The sequence below is a fragment of the Novosphingobium gossypii genome (assembly GCF_050433305.1).
Taxonomy (GTDB): Bacteria; Pseudomonadota; Alphaproteobacteria; order Sphingomonadales; family Sphingomonadaceae; genus Novosphingobium; species Novosphingobium gossypii.
On record NZ_JBNPXM010000001.1, the window covers coordinates 389,805 to 413,055 of the forward strand.

General features: G+C 65.9%; 22 protein-coding genes. 15 read left to right on the forward strand and 7 right to left on the reverse strand.

Annotated features, from left to right (window positions below; all coding sequences use genetic code 11):
- Positions 1 to 31: 31 nt before the first annotated feature.
- On the forward strand, positions 32 to 454 hold the full coding sequence (locus GGR40_RS02135) for a DUF4019 domain-containing protein (protein WP_429274548.1): 423 nt from the start codon (positions 32 to 34) through the stop codon (positions 452 to 454).
- On the opposite strand, the gene GGR40_RS02140 is transcribed toward GGR40_RS02135, so the two are convergent.
- The 4 genes from GGR40_RS02140 to purB all read right to left on the reverse strand — a co-directional run bounded on the left by GGR40_RS02140 (position 451) and on the right by purB (position 3,931).
- Positions 451 to 1,194, reverse strand: coding sequence for an SIMPL domain-containing protein (locus GGR40_RS02140; protein ID WP_429274549.1), 744 nt, complete (start codon positions 1,192 to 1,194; stop codon positions 451 to 453). The two genes, GGR40_RS02135 and GGR40_RS02140, sit on opposite strands and share 4 nt — an antisense overlap.
- A gap of 296 nt (positions 1,195 to 1,490) precedes the next feature.
- Positions 1,491 to 2,168, reverse strand: a complete 678-nt coding sequence (gene pyrF, locus GGR40_RS02145; protein ID WP_429274550.1) for an orotidine-5'-phosphate decarboxylase — start codon at positions 2,166 to 2,168, stop codon at positions 1,491 to 1,493.
- Positions 2,165 to 2,512 carry a lipopolysaccharide assembly protein LapA domain-containing protein gene (locus tag GGR40_RS02150; RefSeq protein WP_429274551.1) on the reverse strand — a complete coding sequence of 116 codons (348 nt, stop codon included), beginning with the start codon at positions 2,510 to 2,512 and terminating at the stop codon, positions 2,165 to 2,167. The genes pyrF and GGR40_RS02150 overlap by 4 nt, the downstream gene beginning before the upstream one ends.
- A 108-nt stretch (positions 2,513 to 2,620) precedes the next feature.
- Positions 2,621 to 3,931: an adenylosuccinate lyase gene (gene purB, locus GGR40_RS02155; RefSeq protein ID WP_429274552.1), complete on the reverse strand. Its 1,311-nt coding sequence runs from the start codon at positions 3,929 to 3,931 to the stop codon at positions 2,621 to 2,623.
- A gap of 217 nt (positions 3,932 to 4,148) precedes the next feature.
- Between purB and GGR40_RS02160 the strand changes: the two genes are divergently transcribed.
- The gene (locus tag GGR40_RS02160; protein ID WP_429274553.1) at positions 4,149 to 5,891 is read left to right on the forward strand and encodes a sensor domain-containing diguanylate cyclase; all 1,743 of its coding nucleotides are present in this window, start codon (positions 4,149 to 4,151) and stop codon (positions 5,889 to 5,891) included.
- Positions 5,892 to 5,971: 80 nt separating this feature from the next.
- On the opposite strand, the gene radC is transcribed toward GGR40_RS02160, so the two are convergent.
- Entirely contained in the window at positions 5,972 to 6,727 is a 756-nt protein-coding gene (gene radC / locus GGR40_RS02165) for a RadC family protein (protein ID WP_429274554.1), read from the reverse strand.
- Positions 6,728 to 6,768: 41 nt separating this feature from the next.
- On the opposite strand from radC, the gene GGR40_RS02170 reads away from it, so the two are divergent.
- From GGR40_RS02170 to GGR40_RS02210, 9 genes are all read left to right on the forward strand, one after another.
- Positions 6,769 to 10,026, forward strand: a complete 3,258-nt coding sequence (locus tag GGR40_RS02170; protein WP_429274555.1) for a YdbH domain-containing protein — start codon at positions 6,769 to 6,771, stop codon at positions 10,024 to 10,026.
- A 47-nt stretch (positions 10,027 to 10,073) separates the two neighbouring features.
- Positions 10,074 to 10,316: a YnbE family lipoprotein gene (locus GGR40_RS02175; protein ID WP_429274556.1), complete on the forward strand. Its 243-nt coding sequence runs from the start codon at positions 10,074 to 10,076 to the stop codon at positions 10,314 to 10,316.
- Positions 10,316 to 10,705, forward strand: coding sequence for a YdbL family probable chaperone protein (locus GGR40_RS02180; RefSeq protein WP_429274557.1), 390 nt, complete (start codon positions 10,316 to 10,318; stop codon positions 10,703 to 10,705). Before GGR40_RS02175 ends, GGR40_RS02180 begins: the two co-directional genes overlap by 1 nt.
- Before the next feature lie 301 nt (positions 10,706 to 11,006).
- On the forward strand, positions 11,007 to 11,327 hold the full coding sequence (locus GGR40_RS02185) for an AtpZ/AtpI family protein (RefSeq protein WP_429274558.1): 321 nt from the start codon (positions 11,007 to 11,009) through the stop codon (positions 11,325 to 11,327).
- Between the two features lie 53 nt (positions 11,328 to 11,380).
- On the forward strand, positions 11,381 to 12,163 hold the full coding sequence (locus GGR40_RS02190) for a F0F1 ATP synthase subunit A (protein ID WP_429274559.1): 783 nt from the start codon (positions 11,381 to 11,383) through the stop codon (positions 12,161 to 12,163).
- Between the two features lie 44 nt (positions 12,164 to 12,207).
- Complete coding sequence (locus GGR40_RS02195) at positions 12,208 to 12,432, forward strand: F0F1 ATP synthase subunit C (protein ID WP_008833283.1); 225 nt, start codon at positions 12,208 to 12,210, stop codon at positions 12,430 to 12,432.
- A 106-nt stretch (positions 12,433 to 12,538) separates the two neighbouring features.
- Positions 12,539 to 13,033, forward strand: a complete 495-nt coding sequence (locus GGR40_RS02200; protein WP_429274560.1) for a F0F1 ATP synthase subunit B family protein — start codon at positions 12,539 to 12,541, stop codon at positions 13,031 to 13,033.
- The gene (locus GGR40_RS02205; protein WP_429274561.1) at positions 13,026 to 13,610 is read left to right on the forward strand and encodes a F0F1 ATP synthase subunit B family protein; all 585 of its coding nucleotides are present in this window, start codon (positions 13,026 to 13,028) and stop codon (positions 13,608 to 13,610) included. The genes GGR40_RS02200 and GGR40_RS02205 overlap by 8 nt, the downstream gene beginning before the upstream one ends.
- 119 nt (positions 13,611 to 13,729) lie before the next feature.
- Complete coding sequence (locus tag GGR40_RS02210; RefSeq protein WP_429274562.1) at positions 13,730 to 14,200, forward strand: YaiI/YqxD family protein; 471 nt, start codon at positions 13,730 to 13,732, stop codon at positions 14,198 to 14,200.
- A 398-nt stretch (positions 14,201 to 14,598) separates the two neighbouring features.
- Here GGR40_RS02210 and GGR40_RS02215 read toward each other — a convergent pair whose 3' ends face one another.
- A complete protein-coding gene (locus GGR40_RS02215; RefSeq protein WP_429274563.1) occupies positions 14,599 to 17,370 on the reverse strand; it encodes an Rne/Rng family ribonuclease in 2,772 nt (923 codons plus the stop codon).
- Between the two features lie 236 nt (positions 17,371 to 17,606).
- Here GGR40_RS02215 and GGR40_RS02220 point away from each other — a divergent pair, with 236 nt between their 5' ends.
- The 4 genes from GGR40_RS02220 to GGR40_RS02235 all read left to right on the forward strand — a co-directional run bounded on the left by GGR40_RS02220 (position 17,607) and on the right by GGR40_RS02235 (position 22,255).
- Entirely contained in the window at positions 17,607 to 17,735 is a 129-nt protein-coding gene (locus GGR40_RS02220) for a hypothetical protein (RefSeq protein ID WP_429274564.1), read from the forward strand.
- A 294-nt stretch (positions 17,736 to 18,029) separates the two neighbouring features.
- Positions 18,030 to 18,899, forward strand: a complete 870-nt coding sequence (locus tag GGR40_RS02225) for an N-acetylmuramoyl-L-alanine amidase family protein (RefSeq protein ID WP_429274565.1) — start codon at positions 18,030 to 18,032, stop codon at positions 18,897 to 18,899.
- A 74-nt stretch (positions 18,900 to 18,973) separates the two neighbouring features.
- The gene (locus GGR40_RS02230) at positions 18,974 to 21,502 is read left to right on the forward strand and encodes a penicillin-binding protein 1A (protein WP_429274566.1); all 2,529 of its coding nucleotides are present in this window, start codon (positions 18,974 to 18,976) and stop codon (positions 21,500 to 21,502) included.
- A 138-nt stretch (positions 21,503 to 21,640) separates the two neighbouring features.
- Positions 21,641 to 22,255 (forward strand): flavodoxin family protein, encoded by a 615-nt coding sequence (locus GGR40_RS02235; protein WP_429274567.1) that lies wholly within the window; start codon positions 21,641 to 21,643, stop codon positions 22,253 to 22,255.
- A 3-nt stretch (positions 22,256 to 22,258) separates the two neighbouring features.
- On the opposite strand, the gene GGR40_RS02240 is transcribed toward GGR40_RS02235, so the two are convergent.
- Entirely contained in the window at positions 22,259 to 23,194 is a 936-nt protein-coding gene (locus GGR40_RS02240) for a cation diffusion facilitator family transporter (RefSeq protein ID WP_429274568.1), read from the reverse strand.
- Between the last annotated feature and the right edge of the window lie 57 nt (positions 23,195 to 23,251).

Below are 23,251 nucleotides of genomic sequence, written 5' to 3' on the forward strand. Positions count from 1 at the left end.
GCTGTGGTCCTGCATCGTGGAAGGACGTTGAGTGAATCGACTGGGTCGCTATCTAATGGCATTCGCCGCAGCGGCAATGCTTGGCGGGTGCAGCATCAAGGAGACGATGCGCAGCGCCGACGCCGCCGTCGTGCGGTTCCACGACGATCTCGACGCAGGGCGCTCCCGCACGATCTGGGACGCGACCGGAGAGGATATGCGCACCGCCACGACGCAGAAGCAGTTCGTGGCGATGCTGGATGCCATCCACCGCAAGCTGGGCAACGTGCGGTCGAGCAGGCAGGTAGGCTGGAACCGCAACGCCAGCACGCGCGGCAGCTTCATGACGGTGACGAACGAAACCGTGTTCGATCGGGGCAGCGGCACCGAGAAGTTCGTGTTCCGCAAAGGAAAAGCCGACGAACTCGCGCTCGTCGGCTATCACATTCAATCGAACGAGATGATGGTGAATTAAGGCGCCAGCTCGAACTGGACGGTGACGTTGACGTTCATCTCCAGTTCGCCTGCCGCTACCGGCGGGGCGGCGGCCATGTCCGCAGCAGCCTTGCGCACGAACATCACCGGCTGCGGGGAATAGCCGCTGCTTTCGCTGATGGAGACGATGCGCGCCACCCGCAGACCTGCTGCGCGGGCATAGAGATCGGCGCGCGCACGCGCGGACTTCATCGCCTCCACACGCGCTTCGTCCATCGCCGCTTCGGGCTGCGACAGCTGGAAATTGGGGCCGTTGACCTGGTTGGCACCCGCCGTCACCAGCGCATCGATCACCTTGCCCATGTCGGCCAGCTTGCGCTGGCGAACGGCGACGGTGTTGTTGGCCTGATAGCCGACAATTTTCTGCGGGCCGTCCTCGTAGTTGCCGTCAGGCAGGCGCTTGGGCTGCGCGTAGACGGGGCTGACGCTGAGGTTGCTGGTTTGCACGTCCTTGTCGGCAATGCCTGCACGCTTGAGCGCGGCGATGACCTTGCTCATCTGCGCGGAATTTGCCGAAAGCGCCTCGCTGGCGGTGGCACCCTGCGACGTCACGCCCGCGCTGTAGCTGGCAAGGTCAGGCTCGCGGGTAGAGGAACCCTGCGCGGTGACGGTGAGCATCGTGTGGCCGGATTCGATGGCGGGCGCAGGGGCCTGCTGGGCAAGCGCAGCGGGGGCAGACGCAGCCATGGCGGTGGCGGCAAGCAGGCTCAGGGTCTTCATGTGGGGTCGCACTCCCGGGGGTTGTTGGGTGCGAACGATCTGGAACTTTGAAGGTTGCAACGGGCTGAACGGTGGAATGTGCGATTGTTAAGGTGAGGCGAAGAACAAGGAAACGCAGGGGTTTACCACCCCTGCACCCCGTATATCGTCGGTGTTCGGCGGGAAACCATGTCAGGCGAGTACGCTGCCTCGGAAAGCAGATGGCCTGCGGCGCAAAGGAGCCCGGCGCTGCTGCACGCGCGGCGACGACGGTAACGGGGTCTGGGGCGATGGCCCCAGTATCCCGTTTTCCTGCCTTAAAGCGTAGCCTCGATAGCCTTTGCCGCCGCCAGCGGATCTTCCGCGCGGCTGATGGGGCGGCCGATCACCAGTACGCTGGCCCCTGCGTCGCGGGCTTCGCGCGGGGTGACGGTACGCTTTTGGTCGCCCAGCTTGCCGTCGGCGGGGCGCAGGCCGGGGACCACGAAGTACCCATCCTTCCACTGCTTGTGCACGGCGCCGACTTCGTGACCAGAGCAGACGATGCCGTCCAGCCCGGCCGAATGGGCAAGGTCGGCAAGGCGCAGGGCCTGGTCGTGGGGGGCGGCATCCACGCCTATGGAGCTGAGATCGTCGCCGTCCAGGCTGGTAAGCACGGTGACGGCCACGACCTTGCAGTTTTCACCGGCAGCGGCCTTGGCGTCTTCCATCATGGCGCGGCCGCCGGCAGCGTGGATGGTGACGATGGAAGGCTGCAGCACATGGATCGCCTGCATCGCGCCGGCGACGGTATTGGGGATGTCGTGTAGCTTCAGGTCGAGGAAGATCGGCAGGCCGATCTTGTGCAGTTCGTGGACGCCGTGATGGCCGTGGGCGCAGAAGAATTCGAGGCCCAGCTTGATCCCGCCGATATGCCCCGCGACCTTGCGTGCGAGCGCTTCTGCGGCATCGAGGCGGGGAAGGTCGAGGGCGAGGTAGACGGGATTGCGGTTCATGGCTTTGCGAGATCCGACGGGGTTTCAAGAGGGATAGCCGGCACGACTTCGGGCGTCTCGGTGCTTGGCGGCAAAGAGGCAAGCGAGGTGGCGCGCAGCGAGTTTTCAAGGCTGGCGATACGACGGTTCAGCCGCCAGCGCACGGCGCGCAGGTAAGCCCAGACCGGCAACATGCCGAGCACGAAGAACAGCAGTGCCACAAGGCCGACCGGCCATTCGAAATGGAAGTAGTTGCCGTCCTGCAGCGGCCAGAAGTTCACCGGCACATGCGTCCAGTTCATCGCGATGAAGGCGACGAGGACGGCGGTGAGCACGACCCATGCGATGGTGCGGATGACTTGCATTGTTCCTCCTGCTTCCCCCCGCGGAAACGCGTGATGCTAGGCGGGAATACCGAGCAAGGGAAGGGGTTCCACCGCCGTCCCGGATCGCGTCCGGGACAACGGATGGTTTCAACCGAAGACGCGCGCGAAGATCGTGTCGACGTGCTTGTAGTGGTAATCGAGGTTGAACTTGTCCTCGATCACCTCTGCCGGAAGCGCGGCGGCGACTTCGGGGTCGGCCTTGAGCAGTTCGAGCAGCGACAGTTCGCCGTCCGATTCCCACACCTTCATCGCGTTGCGCTGGACCAGCCGGTAGCTTTCGTCACGCGACAGGCCCGCCTGCGTCAACGCCAGCAGCACCCGCTGCGAGTGGACGAGGCCGCCCATGCGGTCGAGGTTCTTCTGCATGCGCGCAGGATAGATCAGCAACTTGTCGATCACGCCGGTCAGGCGCGCCAGCGCGAAGTCGAGAGTGATCGTCGCGTCCGGGCCGATGAAACGCTCGACCGAGGAGTGCGAGATGTCGCGCTCGTGCCACAGCGCCACGTTCTCCATCGCGGGAACGACGGCGGATCGCACCACGCGGGCAAGGCCGGTGAGGTTCTCGGTCAGGATCGGGTTGCGCTTGTGCGGCATCGCCGACGAGCCCTTCTGGCCGGGCGAGAAGTATTCCTCGGCCTCCAGCACTTCGGTGCGCTGCAGATGGCGCACTTCGACGGCAAGCCGCTCGATCGAGCTGGCGATGACGCCCAGCGTGGCGAAGAACATCGCATGGCGATCGCGCGGGATCACCTGCGTCGAGACCGGCTCGATGGCGAGGCCCAGCTTGTCGGCGACGTACTGTTCCACCGCGGGGTCGGTGTTGGCGAACGTGCCCACCGCGCCCGAAATCGCGCAAGTGGCGACTTCCTCACGCGCGGCGACAAGACGTTTCCTGCAACGGGCGAACTCGGCATAGGCTTCAGCGAGCTTGAGGCCGAAGGTAACCGGCTCGGCGTGGATGCCGTGGCTGCGGCCGATGGTGGGGGTGTACTTGTGCTCTTCGGCGCGGCGCTGGATCGCGGCGAGCAGCGCGTCGAGGTCGGCCAGCAGGATGTCGGCGGCCTTTACCAGCTGCACGTTCAGGGTGGTGTCGAGCACGTCGGAGCTGGTCATGCCCTGGTGCATGAAGCGGGCTTCGGGGCCGACCTGCTGGGCCACCCAGTCGAGGAAGGCGATGACGTCGTGCTTGGTCACGGCCTCGATCGCGTCGATGGCGGCGACGTCGATCTTCGGGTTGGTCGCCCACCAGTCCCACAGGGCCTTGCCGGCAGAGGCGGGGACGGTGCCCATTTCGCCCATCTTGACGGCGGCGTGCGCCTCGATTTCGAACCAGATGCGGTAGCGGGCTTCGGGTTCCCAGATCGCGGTCATCGCGGGACGGGCGTAGCGGGGGACCATGTTCGACTCCTTGCAGCTGACGCGGGTGTTCGGCCAATTCGTTGCCGGTGCCGCTAGGCGGGGCGACTGCGAAAGGCAAGGGTGGGGGCGGGGCGCGGGCAAGTAAAATGCGCCGGTGTCGATCTTTCAGGATGGAATCTTAACCACTGCCGGCACAAACCTTTGCAAGGGAACGCCGCACAACGGTGTGTGAAGGGACGCCAGAGAGCGAACAAGGATGCCGCAGGTCAGAACCGTCATCGCTCCGTTGCTGGCCGCTGTGCTGTGCTTCGTGCTGTCGGCAACGATGATCAGGCACTTGAGCTTTCAGGGCAACCTGGCGTCGGTCTGGCCATCCAATGCGGTGGTGCTGGCGCTTTTGCTGGGGCGATCACGGCGCGAATGGGTGCCGTTCCTGATCGCCGGGTTCGTCGCCACTGTCGCAGCGGGGGCGGTCACGCGGGGGACGTGGACTGGGCCGCTCGGCTTTGCGGTTGCCAACACGGTGGAAGTGGCGCTGGCGGCCTGGCTGCTGCGCGGCACGATCGAAACGGACGGTCGGCTGCTTCACCACCATGCCTCGGTCGCGCGTTTCGTGGTCAGCGCCGGGATCGTCGCCCCGGCGCTGGGCGCTCTGATGGGGGCGGGGATCGCGTTCGCCGCATTCGGGCTGCCGGTCGGCATCGCGCTGGCTACCAAGTTCAGCGCCGACGCACTGGGCATGCTGATCTTCACCCCGTTTTTCTACGGTCTGTTCCAGGGGGAGTACGCCGCCAGCATCCGTAGCGCGACCGGGCGCGAGAGGATCGCCATGCTGGGCCTTTACGGAACCGTGCTGGCCGTCAGTCTGGCGGTATTCTGCCAGGACCGCTTTCCGCTGCTGTTCCTGTCGATGGTGCCGCTGATGCTGGTGTCGTTCCGGCTGGGATGGCAGGGCACCAGCCTTGGCGTCCTGCTGGTGGCGGTGATCGGCGGCGTGGCGACCTTCCACGGTCATGGCCCGGTCAACCTCACCGGAGAGGAGATGGGCGTCAAGCTGACGTTCCTTCAGTTCTATCTGGCGACCGTGCTGGTGCTGATGATGCCCGTGGCTGCCGCCCTAGCCGCGCGCCGCGACCTGATCGAGCGGTTCAGCGAAAGCGAGCGCACGCTGAAGCTGCTGGCGGCGCGCTCCTCCATCGTGCTGCTGCGCTTCGACGTCGACGGCGCCTGCACCCGTGCAGTGGGTGATGCGGCGATGCTGGTGGGCGCGGACGCCGCCGACCTGCTGGGTGCGCATGTCGGCGAACTCGACCCGCCGCTGGGCGAAGCGCTGTTCTCCGGCCACTTGCGCGCGCTGGGCAGCGCCGCTGCCGTAGTCGTCGAAATCGAGCGGCCCGGTGGCCTGTGGGTTGAGGCGACATTCCGGGCCGAGCATGACGAGAGCGGCGCCGTCACCGGATCGGTCGCCACGCTGGCGGACGTGACTGCCCGGATCGCCCGCGAAGGCGAACTGGCGCGGCGCGCGGAAACCGACGAACTGACCGGCCTTGCCAACCGCAGCGGCTTCCTGCGCCGGTTCGAGACGGCGCTGGCCACCGGCGACGGGCTGAGCATAGCCTTGATCGACGTGGATAACTTCAAGGCATTGAACGACGGCCTCGGCCATGTCGCGGGCGATGCGGTGCTGGCCGAGATTGCCGGACGCATCGCCCACGGGGTGCGCGCGAGTGACCTTGTGGCGCGGCTGGGCGGCGATGAATTCGTGGTCATGCTGGGCACCGGAGACAAGGACGCCGCCACAGACGTATGCCGCCGCATCGTCGAGACCGTGGCCGCCATGCCCGTTGCACTCCCGCTGGGCGGGCAGGCCGATGCGCGTATCAGCTGCGGCCTCGTCCACCGCGCGCCGGGGCAAGGCGGCATCGACCTGCTCAACCGCGCCGATATGGCGCTGTACGAGGCCAAGCGGAACGGACGGGGCAGGCTGATCGCGGCCTGAAGGTATTCGTTGAAAGCCCGTGATTTCAGCGTTCGCCAGGGTGACGGTGTGTTGGAACGCGGACCGCCCCCCGCTCGATCTCAGATCAGCCCCTTTGCCCTCAGCGAAACGTGCCCTTCGCGACCGATCACAACGTGGTCGTGAACGGTGATGCCAAGCAGGCGCCCGGCTTCGGCGATGCGGTTGGTGATGTCGATATCGGCGCGGCTGGGCTGGGGGGAGCCGCTGGGGTGATTGTGCACGAGAATCACTGCCGTCGCGCCCAGGTCCAGCCCACGGCGGATCACCTCGCGCGGGTGGATGGCAGCTTCGTCGATGGAGCCTTCGCCCACCAGATCGTCCAGGATCAGCATGTTACGCGCATTCAGATAGAGTACGCGCACCCGCTCCACGGTCAGGTGGGCCATGTCGATCGTCAGGTAATCGATCAGTGCATTCCATGACGAGAGTACCGGAGCCTCGCGCACTTTCTGGCGGGCCATTCGGGTGGCCGCGACAGTGACCACGCGCAGCGCGGCTGCCGTCGCCTCGCCCATGCCGGGATGGCTGGCCAGCGCGCGCGGCTCTGCCTGAAGCACCCCCGCGAGTGAGCCGAATCGATGGATCAGGCTGCGGGCCAGCGGTTTCATGTCGCGCCGCGGAACGGCCTGCATCAGGAGGAGTTCAATCACCTCATGATCGCCCAGAGCCTCTGCTCCGCCATCCAGAAGCCGTTTGCGCAGCCGCCCGCGATGGCCGCTGGGGTCAGTGCCGAATTCGGCGCGAACATCGGCCACGCCGCTGCCCTTGCCATTTGCGGGACCGGGTTCGTCGAACAGGGGAGGTTGCTGCGCCATGATATGCACAAACAATTGCCTTTCCGATCCGCCCGGCGCAAGTGAACGATTGGATGTCGCAAGAGCAGGATCACCCTCCCATTTCCGATCACCCGGACACCGACACGCTGGCGCAGCGCCGCCGTGGCTGGCGCGCGCCTGCACTGGTCGTGGGCGGATTGCTGGTCGCTGCGCTGGGAGCGGCCTGGTTGTCGCGCAAGGAGATCGCCGACGACCTGATTCGCGATCAGCTCGATTCGCTGGGTCTTCCTGCGCAGTACGAGATCGTGCGTATCAGCCCTGCAGAGCAGGTGATCCGCAACCTCGTCATCGGCGATCCGAAGCGCCCCGACCTGACCGTGCGGGAATTGCGCGTCGCCACGCGGCTATCGTGGGGACTGCCCGGCGTCGGACGGATCACCGTGGTCGATCCCCGGCTTTACGGGTCGTACCGCGGCGGCAGGGTCACCTTCGGCAGCCTCGACAAGGCGCTGTTCTCGGGCAAGGGCGGGCCGTTCGAGATGCCCGACCTTGATGTCAAGGTTATCGACGGGCGCGCGCTGATCGACAGCGACCATGGCCGGGTCGGCGTGAAGCTGGCGGGCGAGGGGGAACTGCGCGGCGGTTTCTCGGGCGAACTGGCGGCGATTTCTCCGGGGATTGCGGCGCAGGGCTGCAGCACCGGCCGTGCGACGCTCTACGGGCGGCTGACTACTTCGGCGCAGAAGCCGCGCTTCGTCGGGCCGGTCAGGCTGGCCCAGCTGGCTTGCCCCGATCGCGCATTCACGCTGGCGAAGGCCGGGATGCAGCTGGACGTCACGCTCGACAAGGCGCTGGACGGCGCTGAGGGCAAGCTGGGCATCGCCGCTGGACCAGGCCGTTACGGCGTGCAGAAGCTCGCAGGGCTGAGCGCAAGCGGGCGCTTCAGCTATCGCGATGCCGCGCTCAACGGCACCTATCGCGTGACCGGGCGCGGGCTGGAAACACCGCAGGCGCGGCTGAGCGAACTGACATTCGAGGGGCGCATGCGCTCAACCCACGGGCTGGCGCGGTTCGACATGGACGGTGACCTGACCGGCAAGGGTGTGGCCATCGGCGACACCGTCGATCGCGCGATAGTATCGGCGCAGCAGGCAGCGGCGGGCACGCTTGGCGCACCCATCGCCGCGCAGGTGCGCCAGCGGCTCGCGCGCGAAATGCGCGGCAGTTCGCTGGGCGGCAGCCTAGTGCTGCGCAAGTCGGACGAAGGCTTGAGCCTTGTTGTCACGCGCGGATCGCTGCGGGGCGGCAGCGGCGCGGCGCTGCTGGCGCTGTCCCGCGTGCAGGCGCTGTTCGGCAAGGGCCGCCTGCCGCAGATAACCGGCAACTTCACCACCGGCGGGCAGGGCCTGCCGCAGGTATGGGGCCGGGTGGAGCGGGCGGAGGACGGCCATCTGGCGATGAACGTCTCGATGCCCGATTACCGCGCCGGCTCCGCCTCGGTCGGCATCCCGCGACTTGCGCTGGAGCAGAACCATGGCGGCGCGCTCACTTTCACGGGGCAGGTGCTGATGAGCGGCGACCTGCCGGGCGGCAGCACCCGCAACCTGCTGCTGCCGCTTGACGGGCGCTGGGGCGCCGATGGCCGCCTGGAGGTCTGGCGTGGCTGCACCGACGTCGCTTTCGACATGCTGCAGTTTGCCAGCCTCAGCATCGACAAGCGCAAGCTGACCCTGTGCCCCGCGCGCGGCGACGCCATCGTCGAAGGGCGCCCCGACGCATTGCAGATCGCGGCAGGGGCGACCTCGCTCGATATTACCGGGCGCCTTGGAGAGACACCGATTCGCATCGCCAGCGGGCCGGTGGGCTTTGCCTTGGGCGGCAACAGGTCCGGCGTCATCAAGGCCAGCGCGCTCGACGTCGCTCTGGGGCCGAAGGACACCGCATCGCACTTCACCGTCAGCCGTCTCGATGCGGAAGTGGGCAAGGACATCGCCGGCACGTTCGACGATGCCGACGTGCGCCTCGCCGCCGTCCCGCTCGACCTGAAGCAAGTGGCAGGGCGCTGGCGCTACGCGGGCGGCGTCGCCTCCATCGAAGACGCGCGCTTCACGCTGGTGGACCGCCAGCCGGTGGCCCGGTTCGAACCGCTGGTGGCGCGCGACGCCACGCTGACGCTGGCCGACAACCGAATCCACGCGCAGGCCCTTCTGCGCGAACCGACCAGCGACCGCGAAGTGGTCCGGGCCGATATCGCCCACGATCTGGGCGATGCCAGCGGCCATGCCGACCTTGCGGTGAACGGCATCGTCTTCGATGAAAAGCTGCAGCCGGAAAAGGTATCAAGGCTAGTGCTGGGCGTCGTTTCCGACCTCAAGGGGCTGGTGCGCGGCACCGGGCGGATCGACTGGAACGAGAAGGGCGTGACCAGCCGTGGCCGCTTCGCCACCGACGGCGTGGACTTCGCCGCCGCCTTCGGGCCGGTGAAGGGGCTGTCTGGCGAAGTCGTGTTCACCGACCTGCTGGGCATGGTCACTGCCCCGAACCAGAACGTGCGCATCGCCTCCATGAACCCTGGCATCGAAGTGACCGACGGCACGCTCTCCTACGAACTGCGGCCAGGCTACAACCTGATCGTTCACGGCGGAAAGTGGCCGTTCATGAGCGGTACGCTGACGCTGGACCCGGCCCGGATGCAGATCGGCGTGGCGGAAACGCGCCGCTACACGCTGCGGGTCGACGGGTTGAACGCGGCCGACTTCGTGCAGCGGCTGGAACTCACCAACATGAACGCCAGCGGCATTTTCGATGGCGAGCTGCCGCTGGTATTCGACGAGAACGGCGGGCGGATCGAGAACGGCTTCCTGCGCTCGCGCGATCCGGGCGGCAATGTCTCCTACGTCGGCGCGCTGACGTACAAGGACTTGTCTGCTATGGGCAATTTTGCTTTCGATGCGCTGAAATCCGTCAACTACAAGCGGATGGAGATCGGCCTTGGCGGTTCGCTTTCGGGCGAGATCCTGACGCGGATCAGCTTCGATGGCCTCAGCCAGGGGCAGGGGGCAAGCAAGAACTTCATCACCAAGCAGGTCGCCAAGCTGCCGATCCGCTTCATCGTCAACGTCAAGGCGCCGTTCTTCAGCCTGTTCGGGTCAATGCGCTCCCTTTACGATCCGGCTTACGTCACCGATCCGCGCGTGCTGGGGCTGGTCAACAGCGACGGCAGCCGTTCGCGGGTGGACGCAGCGCTGAACCCGGCGCCGCCGCCTGCAACCTCTCCTGCGCCGTCGAAAACTCCATCCGGCGCTATTCAGCCTCCAGTCAGCGAGAAAAAGCCATGATGCCCTCGGAATTGACCGGAAGCCTTCCGGCTGCGACAAGCCCTTCGATGATCGACGGGCAAGTTTATCCGCAGCAGCTAGGCGCACGGTACGGCAGGCGCGCCGTTCGCGCCGCATACTCGGGTGCGATGATGACGGCGCTCGCGTTCGGCCTTGGCGGCTGCATCCAGGTTGCAGCGCCCGACAAGCCGATCGTGATCGAACTCAACATCAACATCCGGCAGGAAGTCGTCTACCGCCTGGCCGCCGACGCGGCCAAGACGGTGGAGCAGAACGAGGGCGTATTCTGATGAAGACCATCGGTATCCTTGGAGTGACGGCCGCAGCGGCTCTCACGATCGCCGGTGTCACCGGCGCCGCCAACAGTGCGTTCGCGCAGCGCAGCCCCGAATATGCCGCGGCCCGCGCCGCCGGTCAGGTGGGTGAACAGCGCGACGGCTATCTGGGCGTTGTCAGCGGCGGCGGAGACATCTCTGCCATGGTGCGCGACATCAACAACAAGCGCCGCTCGATCTACACCGGCGCCGCTGCCGGCAAGAGCACGATCGAGGAATATGCCTTCACCACCGGGTGCAAGCTTATCCGCGACACCAAGCCGGGCGAGAAGTATCAGGGCCTTGACGGTTCGTGGAAGACGCGCGGCGGCGGCGCTCCGGAACTGGACCCGCGCTGCCCCTGATGGTCCCGCCGTTCAACATATCGCAGGCTTGACCGACCAGCGAAGAAAAGGCCGGAAGCGGATACGCTTTTCCGGCCTTTTTCGCGGCCGGAAAGGCATTTTGCCGGAACGGTATTCGCCCGTGCAGGCGCGTTCTTCTTGATACCACGTCGATCTTGGCGCTGTCTGCTGTCGACAACGGATGCTGTCCAGCGCCGGCCACGGTTGACTCGGGATTAGCCCCACCCTAAGGGGCCGGTGCTCTAGGCGGGCAGCCGTCGTGTATATGTTGCGTTCCTGTCATCATGAGGAGGAGCATGACATGACCGACGAACCGTCCGCCCAGGACCCTGTTGGCGAGGATGCACGCATCGATTCGCTCGACGAAAGGCTTAATGCCCTTCGTGAGCGTGAGGAGCAGCGCAACCGACCGAAAGCCGGCACGGAAACCGATGCGAGCTATCGCATGGGCAACCGCGTCCTTTCGGAACTGCTGGGGGGGCTTGCGGGTGGCCTGTTCCTGGGGTGGTTGATCGACCACTTCGCCGGAACGTCGCCCTGGGGTCTGATGGTGATGCTGTTCGTAGGAATTGGCATTGCCTTCAGGAACATCATAAGGATTTCCAACCAGCGCTCCGACTGACCCGGCAAATGGGGAAGGGGGCGCTGTGGTTCAATAGGCGACAGGGGTAACGCGTGGCAGCCGAAGCGAAGCTCGATCCGATGCACCAGTTCCAGCTTGAAAAGCTGGCGGGCGTGGACTGGAACATTGCCGGTTACAACATCGCCTTCACCAACAGTGCGCTGTGGATGGCTATTGCCACCCTCGCGCTGATCGTGTTCGTCGGCGGTGGCATGAAGCGTCAGCTGGTGCCCGGTCGCTGGCAGATGGCGGTGGAAACCTTCACCGGCTTTATCGACGGGATGCTGGCCGCGAACGTCGGCAAGAACGGCAAGAAGTACGTTCCGTACATCTTCTCGCTCTTCATGTTCATCCTTTTCGCGAACTTCCTGGGCCTGATGCCGCTGGGAGTGCTGGGCGTTCACGCCTTCACATTCACCAGCCACTTCTCGGCTACCGGCGTTCTGGCGATCCTGTCGTTCGGCATCGTGCTGATCGTCGGCTTCGCCAAGCACAAGCTGCATTTCTTCTCGCTTTTCGTGCCGCACGGCACGCCGGTGGCGATGATCCCGATCATCTTCGTGGTCGAGCTGATCTCGTTCCTGGTGCGCCCGTTCAGCCTTGGTCTGCGACTGTTCGTTGCCATGATGGCCGGCCACGTCCTGCTCGAAGTGCTGTCCAGCTTCGTGATCTCTGGCGGCAACGCCGGCCCGGCGCTGTTCGTGATCGCAGGTCTGCCCAGCTTCGTGCTGATGGTCGGCATCTGCGCACTGGAATTGCTGGTTGCCGGCATCCAGGCCTACGTCTTCGCACTTCTCACCTGCGTCTATCTGAACGACGCCGAGAATCTTCACTGATCTTTTTTCGCCACATTGCGGGCACACCAAAGGGAGTTTTTGATATGGACGCAGAAGCTGCAAAGCTGCTCGGAGCCGGTTTCGCTGCAATCGGCGCAGGCCTCGCCTCGATCGGCGTGGGCAACGTTTTCGCCAAGTTCCTCGAAGGCGCGCTGCGCAACCCGGGCGCCGCTGACGCCCAGCAGGGTCGCCTGTTCATCGGCTTCGCCGGTGCAGAGCTTCTCGGCCTGCTCTCGTTCGTCATTGCCGCGCTGCTGATCTTCGCCTGATCGCTCGCATCTGACCGGATCTCCCGTCGCCTGAACCCTTTGGTGAGGCGGCGGGACGTTCCGGCCACACGTTTTTTCCGGCTACCTTCGAGACAGGGCTGAACCCATGCCTCAGATCGCTCAGCTAGGCGAGTTCTACTCCAGCCAGATCTTCTGGCTGCTGATCTTCTTCGGGATCACCTTCTTCGTCGTCGGACGGGGCATGGTGCCGAAGGTGATGGACACCGTCGCCAGCCGTGACAACCAGATCGCCGCCGACCTCAAGGCAGCCGAAGCCGCTCGTGCCCAGGCCGATGCCGAAGAGGCTGCCTGGCGCACCCGTGAGAACGCCGCCCGCGCCGAAGCACAGGGTGCGATCGCCGACGCTCGCGCCAGGGCCGCAGCCGCTGCCACACAGCGTCTCGCCGTCGCCCAGGCTTCCATCGACGCCACTCTGGCCGGTGCGGAAACCCGCATCGCCGAAGCGCGCCGTGCCGCTGCCGACGACATCGAAAACGTCGCTGCCGAAGCGACCCGCGACATCGTCAGCCGCATCGCCGGCCTTTCGCTCGACGACGCTGCCGTGCGCGGCGCCGTGAAGGAGAACCTGGTCCATGGCTGAAACCAACGCTTCCGTTGAGCACGGCCTCGACCACGAAGGCGCCGAAGTGACCGGAGCCGAGGTGGCGCACGCCTCGACCGAACATCACGCCGAACCGCTGCTGCTCGGCTTCGCGCCGCCGGTCGCGGTCGTCAGCGCCTCGATGATCGTCCTGCTGGCCATCCTGGCGTGGAAGGGCGTGCCGAAGCTGATCGGCAGCGGCCTTGACGCCAAGATCGCCGAGATCAAGTCGCAGCTTGCCGAAGCCAGGGCCCTGCGCGCCGAGGCTGAAGCCCTGCGCAAGGAATACGCCGACAAGATCGCGAACGCTGAAAAGGACGCGACGGCAATGCTCGACCATGCCCGCCATGAAGCCGAGGCGATCGTCGCCAAGGCCGAAGCGGACACGACCGAGACGATCGCCCGCCGCGAAAAGATCGCCCAGGACAAGATCGGTGCCGCCGAACTGGCCGCCGTGACCGACCTGCGCAACCAGGCCGCTGCCGCTGCCGCCGCAGCCGCTAAGGGCCTGATCGCCGCCAACCACTCGGCCTACGCCGACAAGGCGCTGGTCGATCAGGCGATCGCGGGAATCTGATCCTCTCGCCCTCGTGGTGCGTGCAAGAAGCCTCCGTCCTGCGACGGGGGCTTTTTTGTATGGCCCGTCGGCATCCGGACTTCGCGCATTGAAGCTCCGCCCCATCGTGAAAGACGCCCATGATCCGCATCCTCATCGACGCCGACGCCTGCCCCGTGAAGGAAGAGACGTACAAGGTCGCGCTGCGCCACAATGCTGCGGTGGTGGTGGTCAGCAACAGTCCGATCCGGGTGCCGCAAAGTGCGCTGATCTCGCGCAAGGTCGTGGGCGATGCGTTCGACGCTGCGGATGACTGGATCGTCGAGGCCATCGAGAGCACCGGCGGCGCGAGCGTGGTCATCACGGGTGACATCCTGTTGGCCGACCGCTGCCTAAAGCTGGGCGCCAGCGTGGTGGCGCCGAATGGCAAGCCGTTCACCACCGCCTCGATCGGCGGTGCCATCGCCACCCGGGCGATCATGGCGGACTTGCGGGCAGGCGGCGACATCGTCGGCGGTCCGCCGCCGTTCTCGAAGCAGGACCGCTCGCGCTTCCTGTCGACGCTGGACGAAACGCTGGTGCGCCTGACTCGAGTTTCGCCCAAGGCCTGAACGGCGTTGGCGGAGCCGTGCTTCGACAAGCTCGGCATGAGCGGGCAGCAGGTCGGGCCGTGCGGTGGAAGGGCGGTGACCCATATGATGCTTGTGCGGGATGGCCGGCGCGGATCTGGTGTGGTGTTGGTCAGCGGTGCGGGACCGGCGCGTCCTCGTTGATCCGTCGAAAGCGGGACGCCTATTTAGGTTGAATGACGTTGTGGGAAAGACGCTGCGGCGGACCATAGCGGCAGGTTCCGTGTGAGCCGAAGGTGATGGCGGTCCTAGACGGGCACGGCGCGCACTCGCATCCGCCATGCCCGTTGAGGAATTACCGCAACACAGCCCCCGAAACGACAAACGCCGCGCGTGATCCGAAGATCGCGCGCGGCGTTTGTTATCAGTTGTTATAGCGATTATTCGCCGAAGGTGCGCTGCCACCAGCCGCGACGGGGCGCCGGGGCGCTTTCCGGTCCGGCTGCGGCTTCCGCAGGTGCTTCCTCGGCGACCGGCTCGGGCGCTGCAGGCGCTTCGACGACCGCTTCGGCTTCCACGTCCGCCTTCTTGCGGCGGGTGCGCTTCGGCTTGGCGGGCGCTTCCTCGGCTACCGGCTCGGCAGCGGGGGCCGCTTCGGCTTCCACGTCCGCCTTCTTGCGGCGGGTACGCTTCGGCTTGGCGGGCGCTTCCTCGGCGACCGGCTCGACAGCGGGGACCGCTTCGGCTTCCACGTCCACCTTCTTGCGGCGGGTACGCTTGGGCTTTTCGGCAGCGGGCGCTTCCTCGACGACCGGCTCGGCAGCGGGAGCCGCCTCTGCCTCTACGTCCGCCTTCTTGCGGCGGGTGCGCTTCGGCTTGGCAGGTGCTTCAGGCGCTTCTTCGGCGACCGGCTCCGCAGGGATCACCGGCTCTGCACCGATGCCACCGTCGGCAACCGGCAGCGCAGCGGCTTCGGCGGCGAGTTCGAGGCCTTCAGCGCCGATCACGGCGTCATCGCCCTCGGCAGCCTCGGCGCCGTTTTCGGCTTCACCGTCACCACGGCGACCGCGACGGCGGCGACCGCCACGGCGGCGGCGCTTCTTGGGTGCATTGGCATCGTCACCCTCGGCAACGGCTTCCACCTCGTCTGCGTCCTCGGCATCGTCGCCTTCGTCGCTGGCTTCGGCACCGTCGACTTCAGCGGTTTCGGCAGCGTCTTCGCGGCGATCGCGGTTGCGACCACGACGGCGCTTGCGGCGCTTGCGGCCACGGCCTTCACCGTCGCCTTCCGACGCTTCGCCACGCTCGGCAGCGTCTTCCGCTTCCAGCTCTTCGTCCTCGTACTCGTCCTCGACGAAGTCGTCCTCGACGTCTTCGGCGATGGGATCGAAGCGGGGCACGAACTCGTTGCGCGGGCCGGACGACAGGACGCGCATCTTGGCGCCTTCGTTCTCACCTTCGGGAATGACTTCGACGGTGACGCCGTAGCGTTCCTCGATGTCGGCCAGATCGGTGCGCTTGGCGTTGAGCAGGTATACGGCGGCTTCGGTGCTGGCGAACAGCGACACGACGATGCCCTTGCCCTTTGCCGCTTCGTCCTCGATCAGGCGCAGCGCCGAAAGGCCCGCCGAGCTGGCGGTGCGGACAAGGCCGGTGCCGTCGCAGTGCGGGCACGAGCGCGTGGTCGCTTCGAGAACGCCGGTGCGCAGGCGCTGGCGGCTCATCTCCATCAAGCCGAAGCTCGAGATGCGTCCAACCTGGATGCGCGCGCGGTCGTTCTTGAGCGCTTCCTTCATCGCCTTCTCGACCTTGCGGACGTTGGAGCCGTACTCCATGTCGATGAAGTCGATCACGACAAGGCCGGCCATGTCGCGCAGGCGCAGCTGGCGGGCGATTTCGGCGGCGGCTTCGAGGTTGGTGGCGACCGCCGTCTGCTCGATCCCGTGCTCCTTGGTGGCGCGGCCCGAGTTGATGTCGATCGAAACCAGTGCTTCGGTCGGGTTGATGACGATGTAGCCGCCCGAACGCAGCTGCACGACGGGGTCGTACATCGCGGTCAGCTGGTCTTCGGCGCCGAAGCGCTGGAACAGCGGAACAGGGTCGGCGTAGGGCTTAACCTTGCGGCCATGGCTGGGCATCAGGAGCTTCATGAAGTCCTTGGCCGCGCGGTAGCCTTCCTCGCCCTCGACGATCACTTCCTCGATGTCGCGGTTGTAGATGTCGCGGATGGCGCGCTTGATGAGGTCGCTGTCCGAGTGGATCAGCGCCGGCGCGGCCGAACGCATCGTCTGTTCGCGCAGTTCGTCCCAGAGGCGGGCGAGGTAGTCGAAGTCGCGCTTGATCTCGGTCTTGGTGCGCTGCAGGCCGGCGGTGCGCACGATGCAGCCCATCGAACGCGGCAGGTCCATTTCGGCGATGATCGACTTCAGGCGCTTGCGGTCCGATGCCGAGCTGATCTTGCGGCTGATGCCGCCGCCGTGGCTGGAATTGGGCATGAGCACGCAATACCGGCCCGCCAGGCTGAGGTAGGTGGTGAGGGCCGCGCCCTTGTTGCCGCGCTCTTCCTTGACGACCTGCACCAGCAGCACCTGGCGGCGCTGGATGACGTCCTGGATCTTGTAGCGGCGGCGCAGCGCCATGCGCTTGGCGCGCAGGTCGTCGGCTTCCTTGGAGCGGCCCGAGGGCTTGCCTTGACGACGACGGCCACGACCGCGACGGCCATTGCCTTCGCCGTTGCCTTCGGATTCCTCGTCGCCGTGATCGCCTTCGTCGTGGTCGTGGAACGGGTTCTCGACCGAACCGTCCTCGATCGTGGCGACGTGGTCCTTCTCGGACGTGTCGACTTCGGTCAGGCCGCCTTCATCGTCGCTGTAGTCGTCCTCGTCGTCGCCTTCGGAGGCGCGCAGGGCGGCTTCTTCCTCGGCATGCGCGGCTTCTTCGGCCAGCAGGGCCTCGCGGTCCTCCTTGGGGATCTGGTAATAGTCCGGGTGGATTTCGCTGAAGGCGAGGAATCCGTGACGGTTACCACCGAAATCGACGAAGGCGGCCTGGAGCGAAGGCTCCACGCGCGTCACCTTCGCGAGGTAGATGTTGCCCTTGATCTGCTTGCGTTCGGTCGACTCGAAGTCGAACTCTTCAATACGGTTGCCCTTGACGACCGCCACCCGCGTTTCTTCCGGGTGGCGCGCATCGATCAGCATGCGCGTTGCCATGTAATAGTCTCCGTGCGCGTCGACGCCAGGCCGGATCAGCCAGGCGGATGCGCTTATGTTCAGTGTAGGCGAATGCGCCCCGCAGCATCACGACGCGGCCACTTTGGGCGGCGTTCCACGCTTTTGGGGCGAGATTTGGCGCAGTGTCGGAGCAATCCAGCGCTCCGTGCGCGGCGAAAGTTTGGACCGCCGGGGCGGTATCCGGGTCAGTGTCTTCCGCCCGAGGGGCGGAGAGCGTGTCTGCGAGCAGCGAAACGCGCGGCGTATCCGAACGCGCGAAAAGTTGCGACCACGCCGCCCGCGCCCTTTCAGGCGTCGAATGGCAAGGCGGCAACTGGCTTCTCATGGCTCGCTTCAACCTGTGAGGTGCGCCGAAAAAAGGATTATTCCCGGCTCCCTGGACCGGGGCTTGCATCTGGCTTTTGCCGGTCCTGCACGCTGCCATATGGGTATGGCATGCCGTTTATGCGAGGACCGACGCGCAATTCTCGCTCCGGTTGTGTTGGCGTAGCATTCATGACGCAAGACGGCAAGTTGCTTGACCTGCTGGAATTCGCACCGGAAATTTCTGGCGGTCGGGGGCGCTGCTATTCTGCTGTGGGAAAGCCCCTGGGCGCGGGATTGCCGACGTGGGCAACCCGGCTTAGTTCTTGGCGTCGATGTCGCGCACCCTGCAGTTGACCCTTCTGTTCATTGCACCGCTGGCGGTTCTCGTCGGAGTTCTGGCGGCGAAGGGCGTGTTTCCCGTCCGCGACGGCGGTTATGAATACGTCGTGCGCTTCGACCTGCCGGGCGCGAACGCGCCGGTCGATCTGCCGCGCGTCGATGGCCCGCCCGATGCCAGCCGTCCGCTCGTGGTGATCGATGCCGGGCACGGTGGTTTCGATCCCGGTGCAGGTGGGGGCGCCCTCAAGGAAAAGGCGGTGGCGCTGCAGATCGCGCTTGCTCTGCGGGAAAAGCTGTTGGCTGGCGGCGGGCTGCGGGTGGCGCTGACGCGCGATGCCGATCGCTTCATTGCGCTGGCGGATCGGCCTGACATTGCCCGGCGGCTGAATGCGGACCTGTTCGTTTCGATCCACGCCGACAGCGCCGACGCCGATTCGGCGCGCGGGGCGAGCGTCTATGTGCTCTCCGAGAAGGGCTCCAGCCAGGCGGCGGAACGCTTTGCGGAGCGGGAGAACGGCGCGGATCGGGTGAACGGGGTCAGGCTTTCGCGAACCAGCGCGCAAGTGGGCGCGATCCTGCTGGACCTGTCGCAGCGCGGGACGCAGGCGAAATCTACCCAGGCGGCGGGCCTGTTGCTGCGCGAACTTGGCGATGCCGGCGTCGGCATGCATCGCGACCGGCCCGAAGCCGCCGCGCTGGCAGTGCTGAAGGCGCCCGACATCCCCTCGATCCTGTTCGAGACGGGGTACATCAACAATCCCGACGATGCCAAAGTGCTGGGTTCGCGGCAGGGGCAACAGGCGCTGGCCGATGCCGCCGCCCGCGCGATCCGCGCCTATTTCGCAAGGAATGCCGGTGTTTGACGGCGCGGGAGCACGACGAGTTGCGACGAGGGTGGTTCCCTTGCGCGGAAACGCCGTGCTAGAGGGCGCACGCAATGACCGACGCGATTGATCCCGGCGAGCAGCCGTCCGAAGACGCGACCTACCGCATCCGCCGCAAGGGCGGGGGGCGGTTCGCAAGGCTTGGAAAAGCGTGGGGCGAGCGCAAGTGGCTGCGCCGTTTCAGCTATCTGTGTCTTGCAGGGCTTGTCGGCATCGCAGGGTTCTGGGTCTTTCTCGCGCACGATCTGCCGGACGCGAACAAGCTGCTTGAATACCAGCCACCGCTGCCGACGATGGTGCGCGGGAGCGACGGTGAAATCGTCTATTCCTATGCCCGCGAACGCCGTGTGCAGCTGCGCTACGTCGATTTTCCGCGGTCGATGGTGAACGCATTCCTTTCGGCTGAAGACCGCACGTTCTGGACGCATGGCGGCGTTGATGTGGGCGGTCTGGCGGGCGCGGTGGTGGATTATGTCACCAAGTACGGGTCGGGTGTGCGCGCCAAGGGCGGCTCCACGATCACGCAGCAGGTGGCCAAGAACATCCTCATCGGCGATGAATATTCGGTGACGCGCAAGCTCAAAGAAATGATCGTCGCGCGGCGTATCGAAGGCGTGTTGAGCAAGCAGCAAATTCTTGAGCTCTACCTCAACGAAATCCCGCTGGGCCGCCGATCCTTCGGCGTTCAGGCCGCGTCGCGCGCGTATTTCGACAAGGACGTCGAGGATCTGACGCTCAGCCAGAGCGCGTTTCTGGCGATCCTGCCTCGCGCGCCCGAAGTATATGGCCGCAAGAAGAACGAGGAGCGCGCCATCGAGCGGCGCAACTGGGTGCTCGACCAGATGGTGCGCAACGGCTGGGCCAGCCCGCAGGACGCTGCCGCCGCCAAGGCCGAACCGCTGGGCCTCGTCACCCAGCGCGCCAGCACCTACGAACCGTCCAACGGCTATTTCCTTGAGGAAGTTCGCCGCCGCCTGATCGGCAAGTACGGCGAAAAGGCCGAGGACGGCCCGAACAGCGTCTATGCGGGCGGCCTGTGGGTGCGCACCTCGCTCGATCCGGCGCTGCAGGTCGCGGTGCGCGATGCGCTGCGCAAGGGTCTGCTGCTTTATCACGGCAACCGTGGTTTCGTGCGTCCGATCGCGCATCTCAACGATCTTGAAAACTGGCAGAGCCAGCTCGTCGTCGCCAACAAGACGATCGATTACAAGGATTGGCGCGTGGGCGTGATCCTCGACCGGTCGGGCAACACCGGTCGCATCGGCTTCTCGGACGGCAACGTGGCAACGCTTACCGGCGTTTCCGAGAAAGCCAAAGTGGGCGATCTGGTCGCTGCGCAGCCGGTCGGCGCCGGCAGCTGGGCGCTTCGCGGCATTCCCGAAGTATCGGGCGGGATGATCATCGAACAGCCGGGTTCAGGCCGCATCCTGGCGATGCAGGGCGGATTCGATTCCGGCATCGACAGCTTCAACCGTGCCACGCAGGCGGAACGCCAGCCCGGTTCGACAATCAAGCCCTTCGTCTACGCCACCGCGCTGCAGAACGGCATGACCCCGGCGACGCAAGTGCTCGACGGCACGTTCTGCGTGTTCCAGGGCGCAGGGCTGGGCAACAAGTGCTTCCGCAACTTCGGCGGTGCGGGCGGTTCGGGCAGCCACACGCTGCGCTGGGGGCTGGAACAGTCGCGCAACCTGATGACGGTGCGCATCGCCAACGACGTGGGCATGGGCAAGGTCACCCGCACGTTCCACAACGTGGGTATCGGCGACTACCGGAAGTACCTTTCGTTCGCACTCGGCGCGGGCGAGACGACGGTTGCGCGCATGATCAACGCCTATGCGGCGCTGGCCAACAATGGCGTGCAGTTCTCCGGATCGGTCGTGGACTATGTGCAGGACCGCAACGGCAAGGTCATCTGGCGCGCCGACAAGAGCACCTGCAACGCCTGCAACATGGCGCAGTGGGACGGCAAGCCGATGCCGCGCGTCCAGCGCGTGGGCAAGCAGGTCATCGACGCGCCTACCGCGTACCAGACCGTGCACATGCTGGAAGGCGTCGTCACGCGCGGCACGGCAGAGCGGCTGCGCGACCTCAAGCTGCCGATGTTCGGCAAGACCGGCACCACCAACGGCCCGACCGACGTGTGGTTCATGGGCGGCAACCAGGATTACGTCGGCGGTGTCTACATGGGCTACGACAATCCGCGTTCGCTGGGCGGCTATGCTCAGGGCGGGCGCATCGCCGCGCCGATCTTCAAGGACGTGGTGCTGGCAACGCCGGGCCGGTGGTCGCACCAGCCGCTGGTGGCGCCGCAGGGCATCCGCATGGTCCGCATCGACCGCGTCACCGGCAAGCGCGTGATGGGCGCCGAACCCACCGACGAGCCCAAGGCTTCGGTGATCTGGGAAGCCTTCAAGCCCGACACCGAACCCCGGCAATATACCGCCGAGGACGAGTTCAGCCGCCGCCGCGATGCGCTTGTCGCCTCCATCCGCAATGCCCGTGAGGCACGCGAAGCCAGCGCTGCGAATGCGGCGGGCGACATGGGCAACTTCGCCGAGCAGCAGGGCGGGGTCTACTGAGGCCATCGTCCTGCGGCGCAGGTCTCGCCACTGGTCCCTGTCCCTGGGGCGTTTGGTCGATCTGCGTGAATATCCGGGAAACTTCCTGTCTTTGAAGGGTTTGGGCTGCGACCCTTCCCCCCGACCGGAGTTTCCCATATGCCGCTCAAGGCCCTGCCGCTCAACTGCACCCTGAAGGCCGATCCGGCTGAAGCATCTTCCACCGATGCGATGATCGACGTCCTGCGCGAAGCGTTCGCAGCTCGCGGCGTGGAGGTGAGCGACACCGTCCGTGTCGCCGCGCTCGACATCAGGCCGGGGGTCACCTCCGACGAAGGAGAGGGCGACGCGTGGCCGGACCTGCGCGAGAAAATCCTCGACCATGACATCCTGATCCTGGGCGGTCCGATCTGGATGGGGCAGATCGGCAGCGTCGCCAAGCGGGTGCTGGAACGCATGGACGCGTTCCTGTCCGAGACCGACGACGATGGGCACATGCCGAGCTACGGCAAGGTCGCGGTGCTGGCGATCGTCGGCAATGAGGACGGGGCGCATTTCTCCTCGGCTCAGATGTTCCAGGCATTGAACGACGTCGGCTGGACGATCCCGCCGGTCGCCGCATGCTACTGGGTGGGCGAGGCAATGGGATCGACCGACTTCAAGGATCTGAAGACCACGCCGGAAATGGTGGAGAAGACCGCGAAGATGGTGGCCGCCAATGCCGCGCATCTCGCCAGCCTGCTGTCGGGCGCCCCGTTCCCGCCGCAGGACTGACGGTCAACCCAGCACCGCCTGTTCGCGTTTTTCGGGGCGGATGTAGATCGAGGTGATCTTGGGCGACAGCGCTTTCATGCGCGTTTCCAGCTCCTCGATCAGCGTCTCGGCCTGACCCATCGGCAAGTCGTCAGCGAAGTCGGCGCTGATGGCGACGAACACCGCGTCTGGGCCGGTATGGACGGTGCGGACGTGGTTCACATGGGTGATGGTGGGAGTGTCCATCATCACCGCGCGCAACCCGGCGATGAGGGCGGGGTCCGCAGCCTCGCCGATCAGCAGGCCCTTGGATTCACGCGCCAGAAGCACGGCCACGGCGGCCAGCACCAGCCCGATCACCACCGACGCCGCGCCGTCCAGCCGGGCATCGCCATAGTGGCGGCTTGCCCAGATTCCCAGCGCCGCTACCACCAGGCCGATCAGCGCCGCGCTATCCTCGAACAGGACGATGAATCCCGGCGGATCCTTGGAGCGGCGGATCGCCTGCCACCAGCTCTGCCCGCCGCGCCCGGCATTGAACTCCTTCACCGCGATCGCCCACGACGCGCCTTCCATCAGGAAGCCGATGCCCAGCACGATGTAGCTGAGCGTGGGGTCCTCGACCATGTGCGGCTCGCGGATGTGGGCGATGCCTTCGTAGATCGAGATGCCCGCGCCGCCCGCGAAGATCAGGATCGCGACGACGAAGGCCCAGAAATACAGCTCGCGCCCGTAGCCAAAGGGATGGGCGGCGTCGGGCGGGCGGCGGCCCTGTTTCTGGCCGTAGAGCAGCAGCACCTGGTTGCCGCTGTCCACCAGCGAGTGCACGCCCTCGGTCGCCATGGCGGAGGAACCGCCGATGCCTGCCGCCACGAACTTGGCGACGGCAATGCCGAGGTTGGCGGCAAGCGCGCCGTAAAGGACGATGTTGTCGCGGATATGCCCGGAGTGTCTGGCCATGGACGACATAACGGGCAGGGCGTCCCGGCGTTGCATGGCGTGTGGGCAGAGCAAGAC

Excerpts from the sequence above, each read along its gene's own strand:
- GGR40_RS02185 (WP_429274558.1), top strand. The coding sequence starts at position 11,007 with ATGACCGACGAACCGTCCGCCCAGGACCCTGTTGGCGAGGATGCACGC.
- GGR40_RS02175 (WP_429274556.1), top strand. The coding sequence starts at position 10,074 with ATGATCGACGGGCAAGTTTATCCGCAGCAGCTAGGCGCACGGTACGGC.
- GGR40_RS02230 (WP_429274566.1), top strand. The coding sequence starts at position 18,974 with ATGACCGACGCGATTGATCCCGGCGAGCAGCCGTCCGAAGACGCGACC.
- GGR40_RS02200 (WP_429274560.1), top strand. The coding sequence starts at position 12,539 with ATGCCTCAGATCGCTCAGCTAGGCGAGTTCTACTCCAGCCAGATCTTC.
- purB (WP_429274552.1), bottom strand. The coding sequence starts at position 3,931 with ATGGTCCCCCGCTACGCCCGTCCCGCGATGACCGCGATCTGGGAACCC.
- GGR40_RS02140 (WP_429274549.1), bottom strand. The coding sequence starts at position 1,194 with ATGAAGACCCTGAGCCTGCTTGCCGCCACCGCCATGGCTGCGTCTGCC.
- radC (WP_429274554.1), bottom strand. The coding sequence starts at position 6,727 with ATGGCGCAGCAACCTCCCCTGTTCGACGAACCCGGTCCCGCAAATGGC.
- GGR40_RS02180 (WP_429274557.1), top strand. The coding sequence starts at position 10,316 with ATGAAGACCATCGGTATCCTTGGAGTGACGGCCGCAGCGGCTCTCACG.
- GGR40_RS02235 (WP_429274567.1), top strand. The coding sequence starts at position 21,641 with ATGCCGCTCAAGGCCCTGCCGCTCAACTGCACCCTGAAGGCCGATCCG.
- GGR40_RS02195 (WP_008833283.1), top strand. The coding sequence starts at position 12,208 with ATGGACGCAGAAGCTGCAAAGCTGCTCGGAGCCGGTTTCGCTGCAATC.
- pyrF (WP_429274550.1), bottom strand. The coding sequence starts at position 2,168 with ATGAACCGCAATCCCGTCTACCTCGCCCTCGACCTTCCCCGCCTCGAT.
- GGR40_RS02205 (WP_429274561.1), top strand. The coding sequence starts at position 13,026 with ATGGCTGAAACCAACGCTTCCGTTGAGCACGGCCTCGACCACGAAGGC.
- GGR40_RS02160 (WP_429274553.1), top strand. The coding sequence starts at position 4,149 with ATGCCGCAGGTCAGAACCGTCATCGCTCCGTTGCTGGCCGCTGTGCTG.
- GGR40_RS02240 (WP_429274568.1), bottom strand. The coding sequence starts at position 23,194 with ATGGCCAGACACTCCGGGCATATCCGCGACAACATCGTCCTTTACGGC.
- GGR40_RS02215 (WP_429274563.1), bottom strand. The coding sequence starts at position 17,370 with ATGGCAACGCGCATGCTGATCGATGCGCGCCACCCGGAAGAAACGCGG.
- GGR40_RS02150 (WP_429274551.1), bottom strand. The coding sequence starts at position 2,512 with ATGCAAGTCATCCGCACCATCGCATGGGTCGTGCTCACCGCCGTCCTC.
- GGR40_RS02210 (WP_429274562.1), top strand. The coding sequence starts at position 13,730 with ATGATCCGCATCCTCATCGACGCCGACGCCTGCCCCGTGAAGGAAGAG.
- GGR40_RS02225 (WP_429274565.1), top strand. The coding sequence starts at position 18,030 with ATGTCGCGCACCCTGCAGTTGACCCTTCTGTTCATTGCACCGCTGGCG.